Raw genomic sequence first — 16,360 nt, 5'->3', positions numbered from 1 at the left:
CCTGGTGGATGCGTCGTGGGTGGCCGCGGTCAAGGACGACATGCGCCGTTTGGAAGCGGATCCGAACGCGCTGCTGATCACGCCGATGGTGCTGGAAATCATTGCCGAGAAAGCCTGATGCATCCGGCTAAAGTCCGCCACGAACAGGTCAGTCAGCTCACCGACCTGCCGAACATCGGTCCGTCGCTGGCTGGCGATCTGCGCCTGCTTGGCATCGCGCGTCCACAGCAGTTACAGGATGCGGATGCCTACCGACTCTATCGCCGGCTGTGCGACATCACCCAGGTGCGGCATGATCCGTGCATATTGGATGTCTTCCTATCAATCACCGACTTCATGGCCGGCAACCCGCCACGGGTCTGGTGGCATTACACCGCAGAGCGCAAACGCCGATGGCCTTCACTCTAGAAACGGAACGTCTGCAGCTGCGTGAATTCACGCCGGAGGATGCCGGCTATGCGCTGCATCAGCTCAACGAGCCGAGCTTCATCGAAAACATCGCCGACCGCGGCGTGCGTGATCTGGAGCAGGCGCGTGCCTATCTGCTGAACGGCCCGATGTCGGGTTATGAACATCACGGCTTCGGATTGTGGGCCGTGGTGGAAAAGTCGTCCGGTCAGATTATCGGCATGTGCGGCCTGATCAAACGGCCGAATCTGGAACATGCCGACCTGGGTTACGCCTTCCTGCCGGAATATTTCGGGAAGGGTTTCGCTTTTGAGGCCTGTACCGCCAGCATCGCCGCGGCTTCACGCGACTTCGGAATGCCGCAGCTGCTGGCCATCGTGAACCCGGACAACACAGCCTCACGCCGGCTTCTGGAAAAACTCGGCTTCCGCCTGCAGGAGATCCGCGTTGTGCATGCGGGCGAACCGGCACTGTGCATTTATCACTGCAAACCCGGAAATGACCGTCCGGGACGGATAGCCGATGACCGCAGCGGCTGACTTCATTTTCCGCGATTAAGCCCTATAATCAGCGTATCGTCACAACCGAGGTGTTCCATGAAGCGTCTGGCAATCATCGTTTCCCTGTTATTGGCCGGCACCGCCGTCGCGAAAACCACCCCCGATCATGGCCGTGTTCATGGCGAATGGTCTGGGCGCGGCGATACCGTGGGGCAGCTGTTCAGCGCCTGCGCGAAATTCTCGCCCTATATGAATGGCGCTTACCTGCATCTCGATTACGCCATGCGTTACGACACCGCTGGCGCACTGCCGAACCAGATGACTGAATCCTTTTATACCTTCCTGGACAACGGCCGCGTCGAGGGCGTTTCCCTGGACAGCCTCTCCAATGTCTTGCAGCTCAACGGCACCTACGCCGATCACCGCATGAGCGTGGATTGGCTGAAGAACGGTGACACCATCGGTAAAGCCGAGTGGTACCTGTCGGCCGATGGCAATACCTTGACCTTCGTTCGCTTCGGCGAAATGGGTGGACAGTTCAAGGAAATCGGCGAGGTAAAAATGAACCGTCTGCCTGCCGGGAAAAGCTGCAACAAATAATCGTGGTGTTATTCAGATCCGGAAAGCGGCCTCAGGGCCGCTTTTCCTTTAGGGGCAGATACAACGCCATCGCCACCGCGAACGCACACACGATGGTGAGCATATGCGCCGGTGCCAATACGTCGGACTTCAGCCAGTACGCCACCAGCATCGGTGCGAATCCGCCGAATATGGAATAGGCGACATTGTAGGAAAACGAGAATCCGGAATAGCGTACTGCCGGCGGAAACAATCCGACCAGAATCATCGGCACCACCGCGACCGAGCCCAAACAGAATCCGGCAATACTGTAAAGCAGTATCGTGTCGGTGACCTCGGCAGGCAATGCATGGTAGAACGCATAGCTGCTTGCCGACAGTGCCACCGCTCCGAGCAGCAACACGCGATAGGCACCGATGCGATCGGCCAGCCAACCCCAGAAAATGCAGCCAAAGGTCAGGCAGAGGATGGCGATGCTGTTGGCTTCCAGCGCATCTGAAGACGAATAGCGGAATTGCGTCTGCAGGATGCTGGGTGTCAGCAGCGTCAGGGTCACGATGCCGATGCTGAGGAAACCGGTCAGCAGCATGCTCGGCCAGATCTGCGCACGGTGGTCACGCAGCACACGCGTCAAGGGCAACCCGGCTTCCAGTGCGGCCTCCGCTTTCATGGCGAGAAAGACCGGCGTCTCTTCCAACCATCGCCGCAGAAACAGCGCGAAAACGCCGAACACGCCGCCAAGCAGGAACGGCAGCCGCCAGGCATAGTCCAATACCACTTCCGGCGGAAAATAATGATTGACCGCCATGGCTACCAGGGAGCCGAGCAGGATGCCGATGGTGAATCCCGAAATTAGCGTTCCACTGGCCAGGCCGACTACGCGCCGCGGCACATGTTCGGATACGAACACGCAGGCGCCAGGAATTTCACCACCGACCGCGGCGCCCTGCAGGATGCGCATCAGCAGCAGCAGAATCGGCGCCCAGATGCCGATCTGGGCATAGGTCGGCAACAGGCCCATGATGAAGGTCGGGACCGCCATCAAAAGCAGGCTGAAGGTGAACATGCGTTTTCGGCCAGCGACATCGCCGAAGTGGGCCATCAGCAGGCCGCCAATGGGGCGCGCTAGATAACCCGCGGCGAAAATACCGAACACCTGGAACTGCTTGAGCCACTCCGGCATGTCCGGCGGAAAAAACAGCTGCCCGATACTGGCGGCAAGGAACACGAAAATGATGAAGTCGTAGTATTCCAGAGCACCGCCGAGTGCCGACAGGCCGAGGGTGTCGATGTCTTTGCGGGTCAGCGCACGGTCGCTGTTCTGCATGCGGTCACTTTATTGTGGATGCGGGGTTCTCAGGTTAATCTAAGCGCATCGGAAACACTAGTCTGCAGGAGTGCGCATGGAAACCCTCATCGGCGTATTGGTCGGCATCGGCCTGAGTGCGGCCTCCGGACTGCGCGTGTTCATCCCGCTACTCGGGCTCAGCGTGGCCGGGCATTATGAAGTCATCCCGCTCGGCGACAGTTTCCAATGGCTGGCCAGCTGGCAAGCCATGCTGGCCTTCGGCGTGGCCAGTATTCTGGAGGTCGGTGCCTATTACGTTCCCTGGCTTGATCACGCCATGGATGCGGCGCTCGCCCCGGCGGCGGCCATTGCCGGTACTTTGATGACGGCTTCGACACTCGGTGATACCTCGCCACTGTTGAAGTGGTCGTTCGCCATCATCGCCGGCGGCGGCGTGTCCTCGATCGTCCACATGGGTACGTCGGCGTTGCGCGCTGCAGTGAGTCTGCCAACCGGTGGACTGGCCAACCCGGTGGTTTCCAGCAGCGAGGGGCTCGGTGCCATCGTACTGACCTTGCTGGCCCTGTTCTTGGCGCCTTTGGCTTTCATCATCGTGCTCTGGATGCTGTACCGCATCGTGAAGCGCTTCCGGCAACGGTTGGCAGGACCCACACAGGACACTTAACCTATTTTTACCCGCACTCCCGTAGAGTCGGAGCGTTGGCATTGCCAACATTCCGATAACAACCATACTTGGAGAGGGATATGGATTTGATTATTTTTCTGCTCATCGGTGCATTGGCCGGCTGGCTGGCCGGCGTGATCATGAAAGGCGGTGGCTTCGGCCTGATCGGCGACATCGTGGTCGGCGTACTCGGTTCGTTTCTCGGCGGCTGGTTGCTGCCGAAGCTCGGCCTGAGCATCGGTGGCGATTTCGGTGGCTTCATCACCGCCGTCATCGGCGCCGTGATCCTGCTGTTCATCGTTCGTCTGATCAAGAAGTAAGCCTGCTTCGGCTTCACAAAAGCCGCCTTCGGGCGGCTTTTTTATGACTTTGTTTTACCCTGCTTGAGATAGGCCAAGGCTTTATCGATGTAGGTCTCACCCATCAGCACCACACCGGATTCGGCATCAGCATCTTCGGTTGTGCCGGCTTTGATGTGCTTGGGCAGATCGCGCTCGGTCATTTCTGCGCGAGCATTGCCCGAGAGCAGGATGTCAGGAACGATGCCCTGGGCCTGGATCGACCGGTCATTCGGCGTGTAGTAGCGCGCGGTAGTTATCTTGAAGGCATCGCCGTTGTCGAGCCGGATGATATTCTGCACCGAGCCCTTGCCGAAACTGCGGCTGCCGATGATGGTGGCGCGTTTGTGGTCCTGCAGGGCGCCGGCCAGAATTTCGGAGGCACTGGCACTGCCGGCATCGATTAAGACCAGCACCGGGACGCCATCGAACTGTTCACCCGGCTTGCTGTAATACACGCTGCTGGCCAGGGCGTTGCGGCCCTTGGTGCTGACCACGACTGCCTCCGGCAGGAAGGCATCGGCGACTTCAACGGCGGCATTGACCAACCCGCCGGGATTGCTGCGCAGATCGAGCAATATCCCTTTGGCTTTGACACCCGCTGCCGAAGACTGCAGATTCTGCCATTGCCGGCGGAACTCCAGACCGGTGTCGCCCTGGAAGGCACTGATGCGGAAATAGGCATAACCCGGCTCCAACCAGCGTGCCTTCACACTCTGGATGGAAATGACCTCCCGGATGACCGTGATGGTCAGCGGCGATTTTTCACCTTGGCGAAGCACTGTGAGTACTGCCTTGGTGCCCGGCTTGCCGCGCAGGCGTTCGGGGCTGGCGCTGCTGTCCTCGTTGTTGACCGGAATGCCGTTGATGGCGGTGATGAAATCGCCGGCACGCAATCCGGCGCGCTGCGCTGGCGTATCGTCGAACGGTGCGACTACGCGGATGCGGGTCGGATCGCGCTCATCGCTTTCGATGCCGATGCCGGCATAACCGCCCTCGTTCAGATCTTCGAAATCCCGCGCCTGCTTGGCCGACAGATAACTGCTGTGCGGATCGATATCGAGCAGCAGACCGCGCAGACCCGCCCGCATGATTTCCTCGTCAGTCAGCGCATCGACATAACTTTCGCGCACGGCTTCGAACACCTGGGTAAACCGGCGGATCTCATCGACCGGAACGGTGCGTGCCGGCGGGCTCTTGGGCTTTTCCGGCGCTGCGGCAAGCGGCAGCGCAGCACCGAGCAGAAGCATGACGGCACAGACTCTCATGGGCGCAACCAGGTGTTGGGATTCTGCGGCTGTCCGTTCAGACGCATTTCAAAATAGAGTGCGGCCCGGTTCTGTGCACCGGAAGTTCCGACTGTGGCGATGCGCTCTCCGGGTGTCACCGACTCACCGACATCCTTGAGCAGGGCATCGTTGTTGGCGTAAAGACTCATGTTGCCGCGGCCGTGATCGATGACCATCAACATGCCGTAGCCCTTCAGCCAGTCGGCGTAGACCACGCGCCCGGCGGCGACACTGTGCACGGGGGATCCGGCAGCAGCGGCGATGAGCAGGCCCTCGCTGCGACGCCCGTCCGGCATGGCGTTGCCGTACCCGGCCAGCAGGGTGCCGGTCAACGGCCAACCGGTCAGATTTTTCGGCGTGATTTTGGCGGCCGGCTTGCTGCTGCTTGGACGGCCGATGACCGCCGGAGCCTTGCTGCTGCTTGCGGCCTGACGCAGTTTATCGAGAAGACTGCGCAGGGCTTTTTCATCCTTGCCCAAGGCCTTGATGCGGGCCTGCTGGTTTTTGTACTTCGCATCGAGCGAACTGACCGCTGCGCTGCGCTGTTTGCGCTGGGCGCTCAGGTCGGCAACAGCTTTTTCCTGCTGAACTTTCTGGACAGCAAGGACCTGCTTCTCCTGTTCGATGGCATTGCTGACCGCCGCCAACTGTTGCAGCTCCGTATTCAATTTTCCGATTTCAAGCTGGCGCTGCTGTTCGAAATACCTGTGATAGGCCAGCCAGCGTGCGGCTTCACTGATTTTGTCCTGGGACAGGAGCTGTTTCAGCTCGCTGTTATCGCCCAGCCGGTAGGCGGCACGCATCAGCTGCGCCAACTCGGTTTTCTGCGCACGCAGTTCGCGCTCGAGCTTTTCCTGTTCGATTTCCAGAACATCGAGCTTGTGCTCCTGGCTATCGATGGCCGATTCGACCTGATTGAGGTTTTTGCTGCTTTCAGCCACTTTCTGGTCGATCTGGCGCAGCTGCTTGGCCTCCCGGTTACGCTTTTCTTCAAGCTCGCGCTGCGCCTTGGTCAGCGTCTTGATTTCCTTGCGCAGGGTTTCGATTTTCTTTTCCGCTTCAGCGGCGCTTTTGGCCGGCGGCGCTTTACTCTGTGCTCCGACCGGTGCCGCCAGCACAATGCAGGTCAACAGCAGCAGACCGCGGAAGGTCATGCGTGATGTCCGATCAGACTGCGTCCGGTCATTTCTTCGGGTTGTGGCAGCGCCATCAGGTCCAGCAGGGTCGGCGCGATGTCGCGCAGCGAGCCGCCGGAACGCAGCGGCCCGGCATGTCCGCACAGCACGAAGTACACCGGGCCAACGGTATGCGCGGTATGCGGTTCGCCGGTGACCGGATCACGCATCAATTCGACATTGCCGTGATCGGCGGTGACCAACAGTACGCCGCCGGACGCTTCAACCGCGTGACGCATAGCGCCTAGCGCCACATCGACCGCTTCTGCGGCCTTGATGGCGGCCGGCAGGCTGCCGGTGTGACCAACCATGTCGGGATTGGCGATATTACAGATGATGACATCGAACCGGCCGGAAGCAATCGCTTCGGTCAGTTTCAGGGTCAATTCCGGACAGCTCATTTCCGGCTGCAGGTCGTAAGTCGCAACCTTCGGCGAAGGAATGAGAATGCGCTCTTCGCCCGGCACCGGCTGTTCGACACCGCCGTTGAAAAAGAAAGTGACATGCGCGTACTTTTCGGTTTCAGCGATGCGCAGCTGGGTCTTGCCGTGAGCTGCCAACACCTCGGCCAGAGTATTGCGAAGGCTTTCCGGCGGATAGGCCACACGCGCTGGCAAACGGGCATCGTACTCACTCAGGCACACGAAACACGAGAGCTTCGGCAACGGCACTCGGTCGAATCCATTGAACGCCGGATCGGTGAAACAGGCGGTCAGCTGACGGGCACGGTCGGCACGGAAGTTCATGAACACCACGGCATCGCCGTCTTGCATCGGTGCCGCCGACGGCAAGACGGTCGCGGCCACGAATTCGTCGGTCTCGCCACGGGCATAGGCCAATTGCAGGGCCTGCAGGGCGCTACCGGCATGGTGTGCGGCGCGCGCTCCTGCGATGGCAGCATAGGCCGGCGCGACACGCTCCCAGCGTTGGTCGCGGTCCATGGCGTAATAACGGCCGGTCACGCTGGCGATTTCGGTTTGCCCGAGCTCCGCACACACGTCCTCAAGGGCGCGCAGGCTGGCTTCGGCGGACTGCGGTGGCATGTCGCGGCCGTCCAGAAATGCATGGACCCGCACCCGGCCAGCACCGCGCGATTTGGCCAGACGCAAAAAAGCGAAGATGTGCTGTTCGTGGCTATGCACGCCGCCGGGCGAGAGCAGACCCATGACATGCAGGCAATGGCCGCCGGACTCGGCGGCGGCAATGGCCGCCAGCAATTCGGAATTATCGGCAAAGCTGCCGTCCTCGATGGCGGCATCGACGCGGGTCAGGTCCTGATAGACGATGCGGCCGGCACCGATATTCATGTGACCGACTTCGGAATTACCCATCTGGCCATCCGGCAAACCGACGAAACGGCCTTCGGTATGGATCAGGGTATTCGGGCACTCGGCCAGCAGGCGCCGCCAGGCCGGCAGTTCGGCCAGAGCGATGGCGTTGTCCTCGCTTTCGGCCCGGTAACCCCAGCCGTCGAGAATCAGCAATACCACCGGTTTCGCCTTTGCCACGTCCTGCTCCTGTCCCAGATGGGCCGAATTGCCTACCAACTTATGACACATGACAATTCTAGCAGTCACGGCAATACTAGCACCATCATTTCCGCGAGGACCGTTTATGAACCGTATCGCCTTGAAACGTATTGCCCTGGCCTTGGCCCTGTCCACGGTCATCGGCGCGACACAGGCTGGAGAGGGCGCGCCCGATCTGTCCAAGGTCAATGGCAGCTTGGTCGCCGAAGCCGGACGGACCTACGGCGACATCGATACCGTCAACGGCTCGATCACGGTCGAGGCCAAGGCCGTGGCCCGGAATGTGGAAACCGTCAACGGAAGCATCGCCATCGATGCCTTTGCCAACGTGCAGGACGTCAGTACCGTCAACGGCAAAATCGTCCTTCGCAACGGCGCCAGCGCCCGTAGCGTCGAAACCGTGAACGGGGCCATCGTCGGGGTCAGCAATCTGCGGGTGCAGAAGAGTGTGGAGGCGGTCAACGGCTCGATTGAGCTCGGCGCGCACAGCACCATCGGCAGCCAGGTCGAAACCGTCAACGGCAGCATCAAACTGCTGTCGCTGACCGTCGGCGGCGGCGTGGAAACCGTCAACGGCAATATCACCGTCGGCGACGGCACCGTCATCGGCGGCAATGTCACCGTCAAAAAACCGAGCAACTGGGGCATGATCTGGGGCAAACCGAAAGTACCGCGCATCGTTCTCGGTCCGAACAGCACGGTCAAGGGCAACCTGGTGTTCGAACGCGAAGTCGAACTGTATGTGCACAGCACCGCGAAATACGGAAAGATCATCTATCTCGAGGCCGAGGCCGGTAAGGCTGAAGCCCTGAAGCCGGTGGTATTCACCGGCAAGGAACCGGATTTCAAATAGAGAATTGTCCGCTCAGCGTTTACAATGGAGCCTCCTTCCCGGAGGCTTCATGCGTTTCAGACCTGCCCTGCTTTGCCTTGCCGCCGCGCTTGCGGCAGCTCCTAATCTATCCGCGCAATCCAGCTTCGGCCCGGAAATCTCCGCCGAGGATTTCTCCCAGCATCTGCAGGGTCTGGCGGTAGCCGAGCCTGCCGACCACCGGTTCGGCGACTATGCCCAGGCACTCCGCTTATCCTATCTGGGCTATCAGTTCACGCGTTTGGGGCTGCCGACCGGCCCAAGCCAGTGTGGCGACAGGCGCGGCCTGAAGGCGGAGCTGGCCGGCACTGAAAAAAGCACGGCGCCCGTGGTCTATTACGCGCCCTGGACCGATGCCGTCCAAGTTGCCGGCGTGCTGGAGATCGCCGAACGCTTCATGACCTACCGCCCACGGCCGAAACATACCGTCATGTTCCTCTTCGGATCGGAGTCACATTACGCCCTGGGCGCTTGCAAGGATATGGATAAAACCGCACGGGTGATCCAACCGGAAAATCTGCCCATCGGTGATGCCATGGCCTTGGTTCAACAGCTGATCGCCCTGCAGCGGCAGGGCCGCTGAACTCAGAAACGCGTAAGCAGGAAAGTGGCCACGGCATCCGGCTGTTCCATCATCGGCATGTGGCCGCACCCTTTCAGAATTTTGGTTTCGGAGCTTTTCAGGCCGTCAGCGAACACGGCCGCCGCACTCGCATCGATGATGCGATCGCCATCGCACCAGAGCAGACCGGCTGCTTGTGGTATTTCCGGCAAGCGCTGCTGCAGCAGGAACGCCTCGGGCCCGATGCGGATCTGGGTGAACACACGCTGCTCGAAATCACGGCGTGCTTTGCGCTGTTCGATGATGGCACCCAGCATCGGTTCCGGAACATAGGGGGCATCGGCGAATACGAAATCATTCAGAAAGCCGCGGAAGCTCTCGATCTCATACACTGCGAACGGATTGTCGCCTTTGAGCACGCGTCGGGCGAATTCATTTTCGTTGAAGCGCACGCCCGCCGAGGACATGAAAACGATACGCTCGACCTGTTCGGGATGCGTAGCGGTCATCAGACCGGAAATCATGCCACCCATGGAGTGACCGACCAGCAATGCCGCCGGCTCCGGTTCCGAACTCAGGAACGCGCTGAGTCGTTCAGCCTGTGCGGTGGGGCCGTAATCGGCACCGGCGAGGGGAATGCTTTCGCCCCAGCCGGGCAGATCAACCGCAATGACGCGGTGATCGCGTGCCAGTTGCCGCATCACCGGCAACCAGTTTTCCTTGCTGCCGGTATAGCCGTGCACGAGAACGATCAACGGTCCTTGGCCGGCCTGCAGATAATGCCAGCGTTCACCGGCCACGGTTTTCTCCTGGGCCTCGGCTCCGGCCAGAAGCCGCTGGCGGGCGAATTCGGCACGCAGCATCTGTGCCGGAAACAGCATCACGCCGGCAATCGCCAGAGCCGTCAGAACCACAATGGCGGCCAGCAGCTTCTTCATGGCTGTTTCGCTTTGGGTTCCGGCGCTTTCAGAGCGGCCTCTACCGAGCCGATGGTGATCGGATGATAGCCCGGACGGGCTTTCTCGAACACCGCCGTGGCGAACATACGGCCGTCATCGGTTTTGGCCAATTCGGCATAGATCGGCATGATCAGTTTGCGGCGCCCGATGGCAATCAGGAACTTCTCGATTTCCGGGCGCGCGCTGGTGTATCCGCTACGAACCGTCAATGGATACCAGCGTTGGGCAATTTCGGGGTTCGGGGTTCCGCTGAAACGGAAGGCTGCATCGAGCTCGGCCGTCTGTGCGCTGGTCAGCGTTGCCGGCATGCGCTCGAGGAATCGCACCCATTCCTGAGTGCCCCAGGCGCTGCTCGCAAGTTCACTTGCGGAAACATCGCCGGCGAACCACTGCGCCTGCGCCTTGTCGATGGCAACGAAACGCGATGAAACGGACGGCTTGGCCGAGGACGGAATGCCCGGACGATGCAGCCACTCGCGGATTTCGCCGATGCTGACCTTTCCGGGATGTTTATCCAACAGCTCAACAGTCAGGAAGCGCTCGAACTCGGCACTGTGGCTGCTGGTGAAGGCATGAGTGGTGAACCAGTGCCGCAGGAAGGCATCGAAGGTCTCGCGTCCGAAACGTTGCTCGAGGAACATCAGAAACCACTGGCCTTTGATGTAGGCGACATCGCTGAGCGCCTCGTCCGGATCGCGGCCGGTCAGGGGCGGCAGAGCCAGCACCTGATCAGCCGGCGGCGTGGATTTCAGCGCTTCGGCCAGGCCGGCCTGGCTGATGACATTCTCCATGTCGGCCAGTTCGCGGCCATAGACTTCTTCGACGATGCGGTTTTCCACATAGCTGGTGAAGCCTTCATTGAGCCAGATGTCCTTCCAGGAACTGTTGGTGACCAGATTGCCCGACCAGGAGTGCGCCAATTCGTGCGCAATCAAACTGGTCAAGGATTTGTCACCGACGATGACCGTCGGCGTGATGAAACTCAGGCGCGGATTTTCCATGCCGCCGAACGGGAAACTGGCCGGCAGGATGAGCATGTCGTAGCGACCCCATTGGTAAGGGCCGTAAAGTTTCTCGGCGACCTGGATCATCTTCTCGGTATCGGCGAACTCGACGGCGGCGGCATCGGCCACGCCCGGTTCGGCCCACACGCCGGAGCGTCCAGAAATCGGCTTGAACACGACATCACCGACCGCGATGGCCAACAGATAGGACGGAATTTTCTGCGGCATGCTGAACCGGTAATCGCCGTCACGCACCGCTTTCGGATCATTGTCGGCGCTCATCAAGGCCATCAGTGACGCATCGGTGCGGATGCGGGCATCGTAGGTGAAACGCACGCCCGGTGTATCCTGCAAGGGCACCCAGGAGCGGGCATGGATGGCCTGTGATTGGCTGAACATGAAGGCTTGTTTGCTGGACGTCATTTCCGGCGTCAGCCACTGCAGACCGGAAGCCTCCGGAACCGTGCTGTAACCGATACGCACACGCGGCAACGCGGACGGAAGCCTGATGCGCAAGGCCGAACCGAGTATCAGGTCAGCGGTATCGAGCCGGTAGGACAGATTCTTCCAGGCCTTTCCGTCGAAGCCCTGCACGCTGCGAATCTGCAGATCACGGGTATCCAGCACCAGTTCGCGGGCTTTGTCATCCTGCCATTTCAGAAAAAGCTCGGCGCTACCGGCAAGCGTGCGTGCCTGCATATCGGCGCGCAGATCCAACACCAGATGTTCGATGCGGACGCGTTCCGGCTGTGCGTAGGAGTTCGGATCGGGCACATCGGCGCTGTCCACCACATTGCCCGCAGGCCCGGCAGTTTCGACAGCGGGCTTGCAGGCACTCAGGGTCAGCGCCATCAGCGCGGCAATCAACAAACGGAACATGGGCATTTCCCTCAGATCTTGAAACCGCTATGGATGGCGACGATGCCGCCGGAAAGATTGCGGACCGCGCATTGCTCGAAACCGGCCTGTTCCATCATCGTTTTCAGACCCGCTTGGTTGGGGTGCTTGCGGATCGACTCGGCCAGATAGCGGTAGCTGTGCGCATCGCCGGCAATCAGTTCGCCGAGCTTCGGCAACACCTTGAACGAGTGGAAATCGTAAATCGGACGGAACCACTCGGCCTGCACTTCCGAAAATTCGAGGACCATCACTTTGCCGCCGGGTTTCAGGATGCGGTGCATGGATTTCAGCGCCGTCAACTTGTCGGTGACATTGCGCAGACCGAAGGCCATGGTGATGGCGTCGAAGCTGCTGTCGGGAAACGGCAGGGCTTCGGCGTTCAGTTGCACATAACGCAGACCCTTGATCAGGCCGAGGTCGGTCAATCGGTCGCGGCCGACACCGAGCATCTCGCGGTTGATGTCGCCGATGATGATTTCGCCGGTATCGCCGACGCGCTCGAGCAGCAGCTTGGCAATGTCGCCGGTGCCGCCGGCCAGGTCAAGGACGCGGTCGCCGTGCTTGATGCCGGAAGTGCCGGTAAAGTAGCGCTTCCACAACCGGTGCACGCCCAGAGACATCAGGTCGTTCATCACATCGTATTTGCCGGCGACCGAGGTGAACACTTCGCCGACCAGTTTTTTCTTTTCTTCGACCGGAACGTCGCGGAAGCCGAAATGGGTGGTTTTATCGTTCATGGCCTATTATCACACGCTCTAGCCGCCTTTTCACGGCCCAACGGCTGGACGGAACCCGCCGGATATCCCAGAATGGGGCTCCTTTCCGAAAGAGATCGCCCATGGCCAGCCTGCGCCCGACCGTCCTCCTGATCATGAGCCTTCTGTTCACCTGTTCCACTGCCCTGGCGGCGCCCGAAGGCGATGCCAGCGTGAAGAAACGTCTGGATGCGCGCGCCATGAAATACGAGGTGTACGAAGACGGCGACTTCAAACTGACCTTCTCCTACAAACAGGACAATCGTTCCCAGCTGGTATTCGTTTCCGGAACAACCGAAAGCGTCGGCGCTTTCGATATCCGGGAGATTTTCGCCCCGGCGCTCAAGCTCGGCGATTACCCGCTGTCCGGTACCAAAGCCCGGGAGCTCCTGGAAAGCAGCGGCGAATACAAACTCGGCAGCTGGGAAGTCCGTGACGAGGTCCTGTATTACGTCATCAAACTACCGGACACCATCGATGCCGAAGAACTGGAAAGCGCGTTGGAAATCGCGGCCGAGGCCGCCGATGACATGGAACTGGAACTCAGCGGCAAAGACGATCTCTGATCGGAACTAGCGGCTCAGTCCCTGTTGCGCGAGCATGTCGAGATAGCGCGCCCAGCGCACTTCATACTGCTCACCCAACTCCTTCAGAAAACTCCAGGTATAGATACCGGTTTCGTGGCCGTCATTGAAACGCAGTACCACCGCGTAATTGCCGATCGGCTCGATGGCGCTGATGTTGACGTCGCGCTTGCCAGCGACCCACACGCGTTGATCCGGACTGTGACCCTGAACTTCCGCCGAGGGCGACTCGACGCGCAGGTATTCGCAGGGCAGGCGGTATCGGCTGCCGTCGTCGAAAGCCACTTCCAGCAGATGGGAGGCGCGGTGCAGAATCAGGTCGGTCGGCTTGGGGTTCATGGACTTTCTTTTTTGCGTTTCGCACGCGGATGCGCCGCGTCATAGACCGTGGCCAGACGCTGGAAATCGAGATGGGTGTAGATCTGGGTGGTGGCGATGTCGGCATGGCCGAGCAGCTCCTGCACGCTGCGCAGATCGCCGGAGGATTCCAGCATATGGCTGGCAAAACTGTGCCGCAGCAGATGCGGATACACGCGTTTCCAGATGCCCTGCTGCTGTGCCAACTGGCGAAGGCGCAGCTGCACGGCACGGGTGCTGATGGCGGCTCCGCCACGGCCGGGGAATACCGGCGCATGAGCCGCTGCGGCACCGGCGGCATGCCAGTCCCGCAAAGCCGTCAGCGCATGACTGCCGATTGGCACGATCCGGGTCTTGCTGCCTTTGCCAAACACGGTCACCAGACTGTCATCGAGATCCAGATCCTGCCAACGCAATGCGCACAGCTCCGACACGCGCAGGCCCGATGAATACAACAGTTCGAGCAGGGCACGGTCACGCAGACCGAGTCCGCCGGCAGTCGGCAGCTCGACCAGACGGACGGCTTCGTCGACATCCAGCACCTGCGGTAGCTTGCGCGCGGCCTTGGGGGCGCGCAGACCGGTGCTGGGATCATCGCGCAGTTCGCCGCGTTTCATCAGAAACTTGAATTGACTGCGCAAGGCCGAGAGCCGACGCTGCACGCTCTTGGCGGAAAGACCGCGGCGATGCTCCTGGGCCATGAACTGCTGGATGTGGGCGAATTGCAGCTGGTCGGGATTATCGATGTTCTGCTGCCGGCAATAGTCCTGCCACGCCAGCAGATCGCGGCGGTAATTGCTCAGGGTGTGCGGCGAGGCCTGCCGTTCGACGGCCAGATAGTCGAGAAAGCGATCGACGCCGGCGGCAATGCCGCTCATCGCCGGGATTGGATGAATGCCGTCTGGAACAGTTCGCCGATCCAGCGCAGGAACAGGGTGCCCATGCCGGGATAGAAGCGGTGCGGATCGGCGCTGCCAACCGCGATCAGTCCGACGTCCGCAACCGGAATCAGTGCGATGGATTGCGTATGGGTGCGGTCGTCACCGAAAAGTACCGGCAGTTTTTCCGGATTGAGGCGTCCGCAGATCGGCTCGCCATTGGCCAGACAGTCGGCAAAGGGCTGCAGGCGCGGATCTTCCGCAGGAATATGGCTGAACCAGTCGCCCAACATGCCGGGCACCGACATGAAACTGATGACACGCACGCTTTCTCCTGCGAAGTCCTCTTTCAGACAGGCCGCCAGCGTCTGTATGACATCGGCGGGTTGACGCGCACGCAGCAGGCCGAGACTGAGGGCATGGATTTGCTGGGTCAGGCGCTCGTTATCCTGGGCATTCATGCCAAGCTCGTTGAGACGTCGGGTCAGGTCGCGGTTTTTGTCGCGCAGGATTTCCAACTGGTAGGACGACAGCGAGGCGGTCTTGCCGTCTTCTTTCGGCACCACCAGACTGAGCGCGAGATCGGGAAACTGGGCGAGGAAATTCGGATGCCGTCGCAGCCACACCGCCACTTCATGCGCGCTCAGTTTTTCCGCACTGTCGTCAATCATCTCGCCATTCTCCGTCATAGACCCAGACCGCAGGGCCGGTCATGGTGACCGCCGCCGCATCCTCGGGCCAATCAATCATAAGCGTTCCGCCCGGCAAATGCACCGCCAGCGAACGCGCCACCAGGTTCTGCCGCATCAAACTGACCGCCGCGGCACAGGCGCCGGAACCGCAGGCCAGGGTTTCGCCGACGCCGCGTTCAAACACCCGCAACCGGATATTGGCGCGATCCTGTATTTCCGCGAAACCGACATTGACGCCCTCCGGAAACACATGCGCGGCCTGGACCGCTTTGCCCCAGCGTTCGACCGGCGCATCCAGGACGCTGTCGACCCGGAAAACCGCATGCGGATTGCCCATGGAGACGGCGGAAAACGCATGTTGCTCGCCATCCAGCGGCAGAAAATACTGCAGCACGTCGGCTTCGGCCAGCAAGGGAATCTGCTCCGGCGCGAAGCGCGGATGGCCCATGCCGAGTGCATAATCATTTCCGGTCCGGCGCACAGTGATCACGCCGGCCGGGCTGTCGAGAAGGAACTCGGGGGCCGTGGTGACGCCGCTGCGCACCAGCCAGTGCGCGACGCAACGCGCGCCGTTGCCGCACTGTCCGGCGAAACTGCCGTCCTGATTGAGGATACGATAGGACGCGACGGCGCCGGGTGATGTGGGTGCCTCGATGATCAGCAACTGATCGAATCCGATGCCGAAGTGGCGGTCGCCCATGCGACGGATCTGTTCGGCATCCGGAAGGGCTGCGCCGTCCCTGCAATCGATGACGGCAAAATCATTGCCGGCACCCTGCATTTTGGCAAAACGCAGGGAACTCACTGCGCGGCTCCGGCCTCGGTCTTTTCCGGTTCGGGTTTGACCAATGGACCTTTGTTGCCGCAGGCGGCCAGCAACAGGCTGCTGCAGAGCAGCACAATGAGGGTTCTCAGGGCGTGTCGTTTCATGGGGAAAGTATAGCCGTTCCCGGCCCGGCAGGCATGAAAAAGGGCCTGCATTGCAGGCCCTTTGGACTGATCTCGCG

Annotated in this window: 20 protein-coding genes; 8 read left to right on the top strand and 12 right to left on the bottom strand. The window is 60.6% G+C overall.

Annotation, left to right across the window (positions count from 1 at the left end):
* The first annotated feature begins 117 nt into the window (after positions 1 to 117).
* Genes ACIQ1A_RS06300 through ACIQ1A_RS06290 form a run of 3 tightly spaced genes read left to right on the top strand, consistent with a single transcriptional unit; the run spans position 118 to position 1,508 of the window.
* The gene (locus ACIQ1A_RS06300; RefSeq protein WP_395770219.1) at positions 118 to 408 is read left to right on the top strand and encodes a helix-hairpin-helix domain-containing protein; all 291 of its coding nucleotides are present in this window, start codon (positions 118 to 120) and stop codon (positions 406 to 408) included.
* The gene (locus ACIQ1A_RS06295) at positions 393 to 947 is read left to right on the top strand and encodes a GNAT family N-acetyltransferase (protein WP_395770218.1); all 555 of its coding nucleotides are present in this window, start codon (positions 393 to 395) and stop codon (positions 945 to 947) included. Before ACIQ1A_RS06300 ends, ACIQ1A_RS06295 begins: the two co-directional genes overlap by 16 nt.
* A gap of 57 nt (positions 948 to 1,004) precedes the next feature.
* Positions 1,005 to 1,508, top strand: coding sequence for a hypothetical protein (locus ACIQ1A_RS06290; protein ID WP_395770217.1), 504 nt, complete (start codon positions 1,005 to 1,007; stop codon positions 1,506 to 1,508).
* 31 nt (positions 1,509 to 1,539) lie between these two features.
* Here the strand turns inward: ACIQ1A_RS06290 and ACIQ1A_RS06285 are convergent, their stop codons facing one another.
* Positions 1,540 to 2,814: an MFS transporter gene (locus ACIQ1A_RS06285; protein ID WP_395770216.1), complete on the bottom strand. Its 1,275-nt coding sequence runs from the start codon at positions 2,812 to 2,814 to the stop codon at positions 1,540 to 1,542.
* A 76-nt stretch (positions 2,815 to 2,890) separates the two neighbouring features.
* Here ACIQ1A_RS06285 and ACIQ1A_RS06280 point away from each other — a divergent pair, with 76 nt between their 5' ends.
* Together ACIQ1A_RS06280 and ACIQ1A_RS06275 are read left to right on the top strand one after the other, a co-directional pair.
* Positions 2,891 to 3,460, top strand: a complete 570-nt coding sequence (locus tag ACIQ1A_RS06280; protein ID WP_395770215.1) for a DUF4126 domain-containing protein — start codon at positions 2,891 to 2,893, stop codon at positions 3,458 to 3,460.
* Positions 3,461 to 3,540: 80 nt separating this feature from the next.
* Positions 3,541 to 3,780, top strand: coding sequence for a GlsB/YeaQ/YmgE family stress response membrane protein (locus tag ACIQ1A_RS06275; RefSeq protein WP_395770214.1), 240 nt, complete (start codon positions 3,541 to 3,543; stop codon positions 3,778 to 3,780).
* Between the two features lie 41 nt (positions 3,781 to 3,821).
* Here ACIQ1A_RS06275 and ACIQ1A_RS06270 read toward each other — a convergent pair whose 3' ends face one another.
* The 3 genes from ACIQ1A_RS06270 to gpmI are packed head-to-tail and all read right to left on the bottom strand — an operon-like array spanning position 3,822 to position 7,770.
* Positions 3,822 to 5,066, bottom strand: a complete 1,245-nt coding sequence (locus ACIQ1A_RS06270) for a S41 family peptidase (protein ID WP_395770213.1) — start codon at positions 5,064 to 5,066, stop codon at positions 3,822 to 3,824.
* A complete protein-coding gene (locus ACIQ1A_RS06265) occupies positions 5,063 to 6,241 on the bottom strand; it encodes a murein hydrolase activator EnvC family protein (protein ID WP_395770212.1) in 1,179 nt (392 codons plus the stop codon). Before ACIQ1A_RS06265 ends, ACIQ1A_RS06270 begins: the two co-directional genes overlap by 4 nt.
* Positions 6,238 to 7,770 carry a 2,3-bisphosphoglycerate-independent phosphoglycerate mutase gene (gene gpmI / locus ACIQ1A_RS06260; RefSeq protein WP_395770211.1) on the bottom strand — a complete coding sequence of 511 codons (1,533 nt, stop codon included), beginning with the start codon at positions 7,768 to 7,770 and terminating at the stop codon, positions 6,238 to 6,240. Before gpmI ends, ACIQ1A_RS06265 begins: the two co-directional genes overlap by 4 nt.
* Before the next feature lie 121 nt (positions 7,771 to 7,891).
* Here gpmI and ACIQ1A_RS06255 point away from each other — a divergent pair, with 121 nt between their 5' ends.
* Together ACIQ1A_RS06255 and ACIQ1A_RS06250 are read left to right on the top strand one after the other, a co-directional pair.
* Positions 7,892 to 8,644 (top strand): hypothetical protein, encoded by a 753-nt coding sequence (locus ACIQ1A_RS06255; protein ID WP_395770223.1) that lies wholly within the window; start codon positions 7,892 to 7,894, stop codon positions 8,642 to 8,644.
* Between the two features lie 49 nt (positions 8,645 to 8,693).
* Positions 8,694 to 9,245 (top strand): hypothetical protein, encoded by a 552-nt coding sequence (locus tag ACIQ1A_RS06250; protein ID WP_395770210.1) that lies wholly within the window; start codon positions 8,694 to 8,696, stop codon positions 9,243 to 9,245.
* A gap of 2 nt (positions 9,246 to 9,247) precedes the next feature.
* Here ACIQ1A_RS06250 and ACIQ1A_RS06245 read toward each other — a convergent pair whose 3' ends face one another.
* The 3 genes from ACIQ1A_RS06245 to ubiE are packed head-to-tail and all read right to left on the bottom strand — an operon-like array spanning position 9,248 to position 12,824.
* Entirely contained in the window at positions 9,248 to 10,162 is a 915-nt protein-coding gene (locus tag ACIQ1A_RS06245) for an alpha/beta fold hydrolase (RefSeq protein WP_395770209.1), read from the bottom strand.
* Entirely contained in the window at positions 10,159 to 12,072 is a 1,914-nt protein-coding gene (locus ACIQ1A_RS06240; RefSeq protein WP_395770208.1) for a M1 family metallopeptidase, read from the bottom strand. The genes ACIQ1A_RS06245 and ACIQ1A_RS06240 overlap by 4 nt, the downstream gene beginning before the upstream one ends.
* Positions 12,073 to 12,077: 5 nt before the next feature.
* Positions 12,078 to 12,824: a bifunctional demethylmenaquinone methyltransferase/2-methoxy-6-polyprenyl-1,4-benzoquinol methylase UbiE gene (ubiE, locus tag ACIQ1A_RS06235; RefSeq protein WP_395770207.1), complete on the bottom strand. Its 747-nt coding sequence runs from the start codon at positions 12,822 to 12,824 to the stop codon at positions 12,078 to 12,080.
* A 101-nt stretch (positions 12,825 to 12,925) separates the two neighbouring features.
* On the opposite strand from ubiE, the gene ACIQ1A_RS06230 reads away from it, so the two are divergent.
* Entirely contained in the window at positions 12,926 to 13,408 is a 483-nt protein-coding gene (locus ACIQ1A_RS06230) for a hypothetical protein (RefSeq protein ID WP_395770206.1), read from the top strand.
* A 6-nt stretch (positions 13,409 to 13,414) separates the two neighbouring features.
* Here ACIQ1A_RS06230 and ACIQ1A_RS06225 read toward each other — a convergent pair whose 3' ends face one another.
* From ACIQ1A_RS06225 to ACIQ1A_RS06205, 5 genes are read right to left on the bottom strand one after another with little or no spacing between them, the layout of a single operon-like run.
* Positions 13,415 to 13,765: a gamma-butyrobetaine hydroxylase-like domain-containing protein gene (locus ACIQ1A_RS06225; protein WP_395770205.1), complete on the bottom strand. Its 351-nt coding sequence runs from the start codon at positions 13,763 to 13,765 to the stop codon at positions 13,415 to 13,417.
* Positions 13,762 to 14,661 carry a tyrosine recombinase XerC gene (xerC, locus tag ACIQ1A_RS06220; protein ID WP_395770204.1) on the bottom strand — a complete coding sequence of 300 codons (900 nt, stop codon included), beginning with the start codon at positions 14,659 to 14,661 and terminating at the stop codon, positions 13,762 to 13,764. Before xerC ends, ACIQ1A_RS06225 begins: the two co-directional genes overlap by 4 nt.
* Positions 14,658 to 15,332, bottom strand: a complete 675-nt coding sequence (locus ACIQ1A_RS06215) for a DUF484 family protein (protein ID WP_395770203.1) — start codon at positions 15,330 to 15,332, stop codon at positions 14,658 to 14,660. The genes xerC and ACIQ1A_RS06215 overlap by 4 nt, the downstream gene beginning before the upstream one ends.
* Positions 15,325 to 16,134, bottom strand: coding sequence for a diaminopimelate epimerase (dapF, locus tag ACIQ1A_RS06210; protein WP_395770222.1), 810 nt, complete (start codon positions 16,132 to 16,134; stop codon positions 15,325 to 15,327). The genes ACIQ1A_RS06215 and dapF overlap by 8 nt, the downstream gene beginning before the upstream one ends.
* A 20-nt stretch (positions 16,135 to 16,154) precedes the next feature.
* Positions 16,155 to 16,283, bottom strand: coding sequence for a lipoprotein (locus ACIQ1A_RS06205; protein ID WP_395770202.1), 129 nt, complete (start codon positions 16,281 to 16,283; stop codon positions 16,155 to 16,157).
* Positions 16,284 to 16,360 lie beyond the last annotated feature (77 nt).

Origin of the sequence: Arenimonas sp., assembly GCF_044353605.1 — a bacterium.
Lineage (GTDB): Bacteria > Pseudomonadota > Gammaproteobacteria > Xanthomonadales > Xanthomonadaceae > Arenimonas.
Note: the sequence above shows the minus strand (reverse complement) of the source record. Positions and strands in the feature narration are given on the sequence as shown.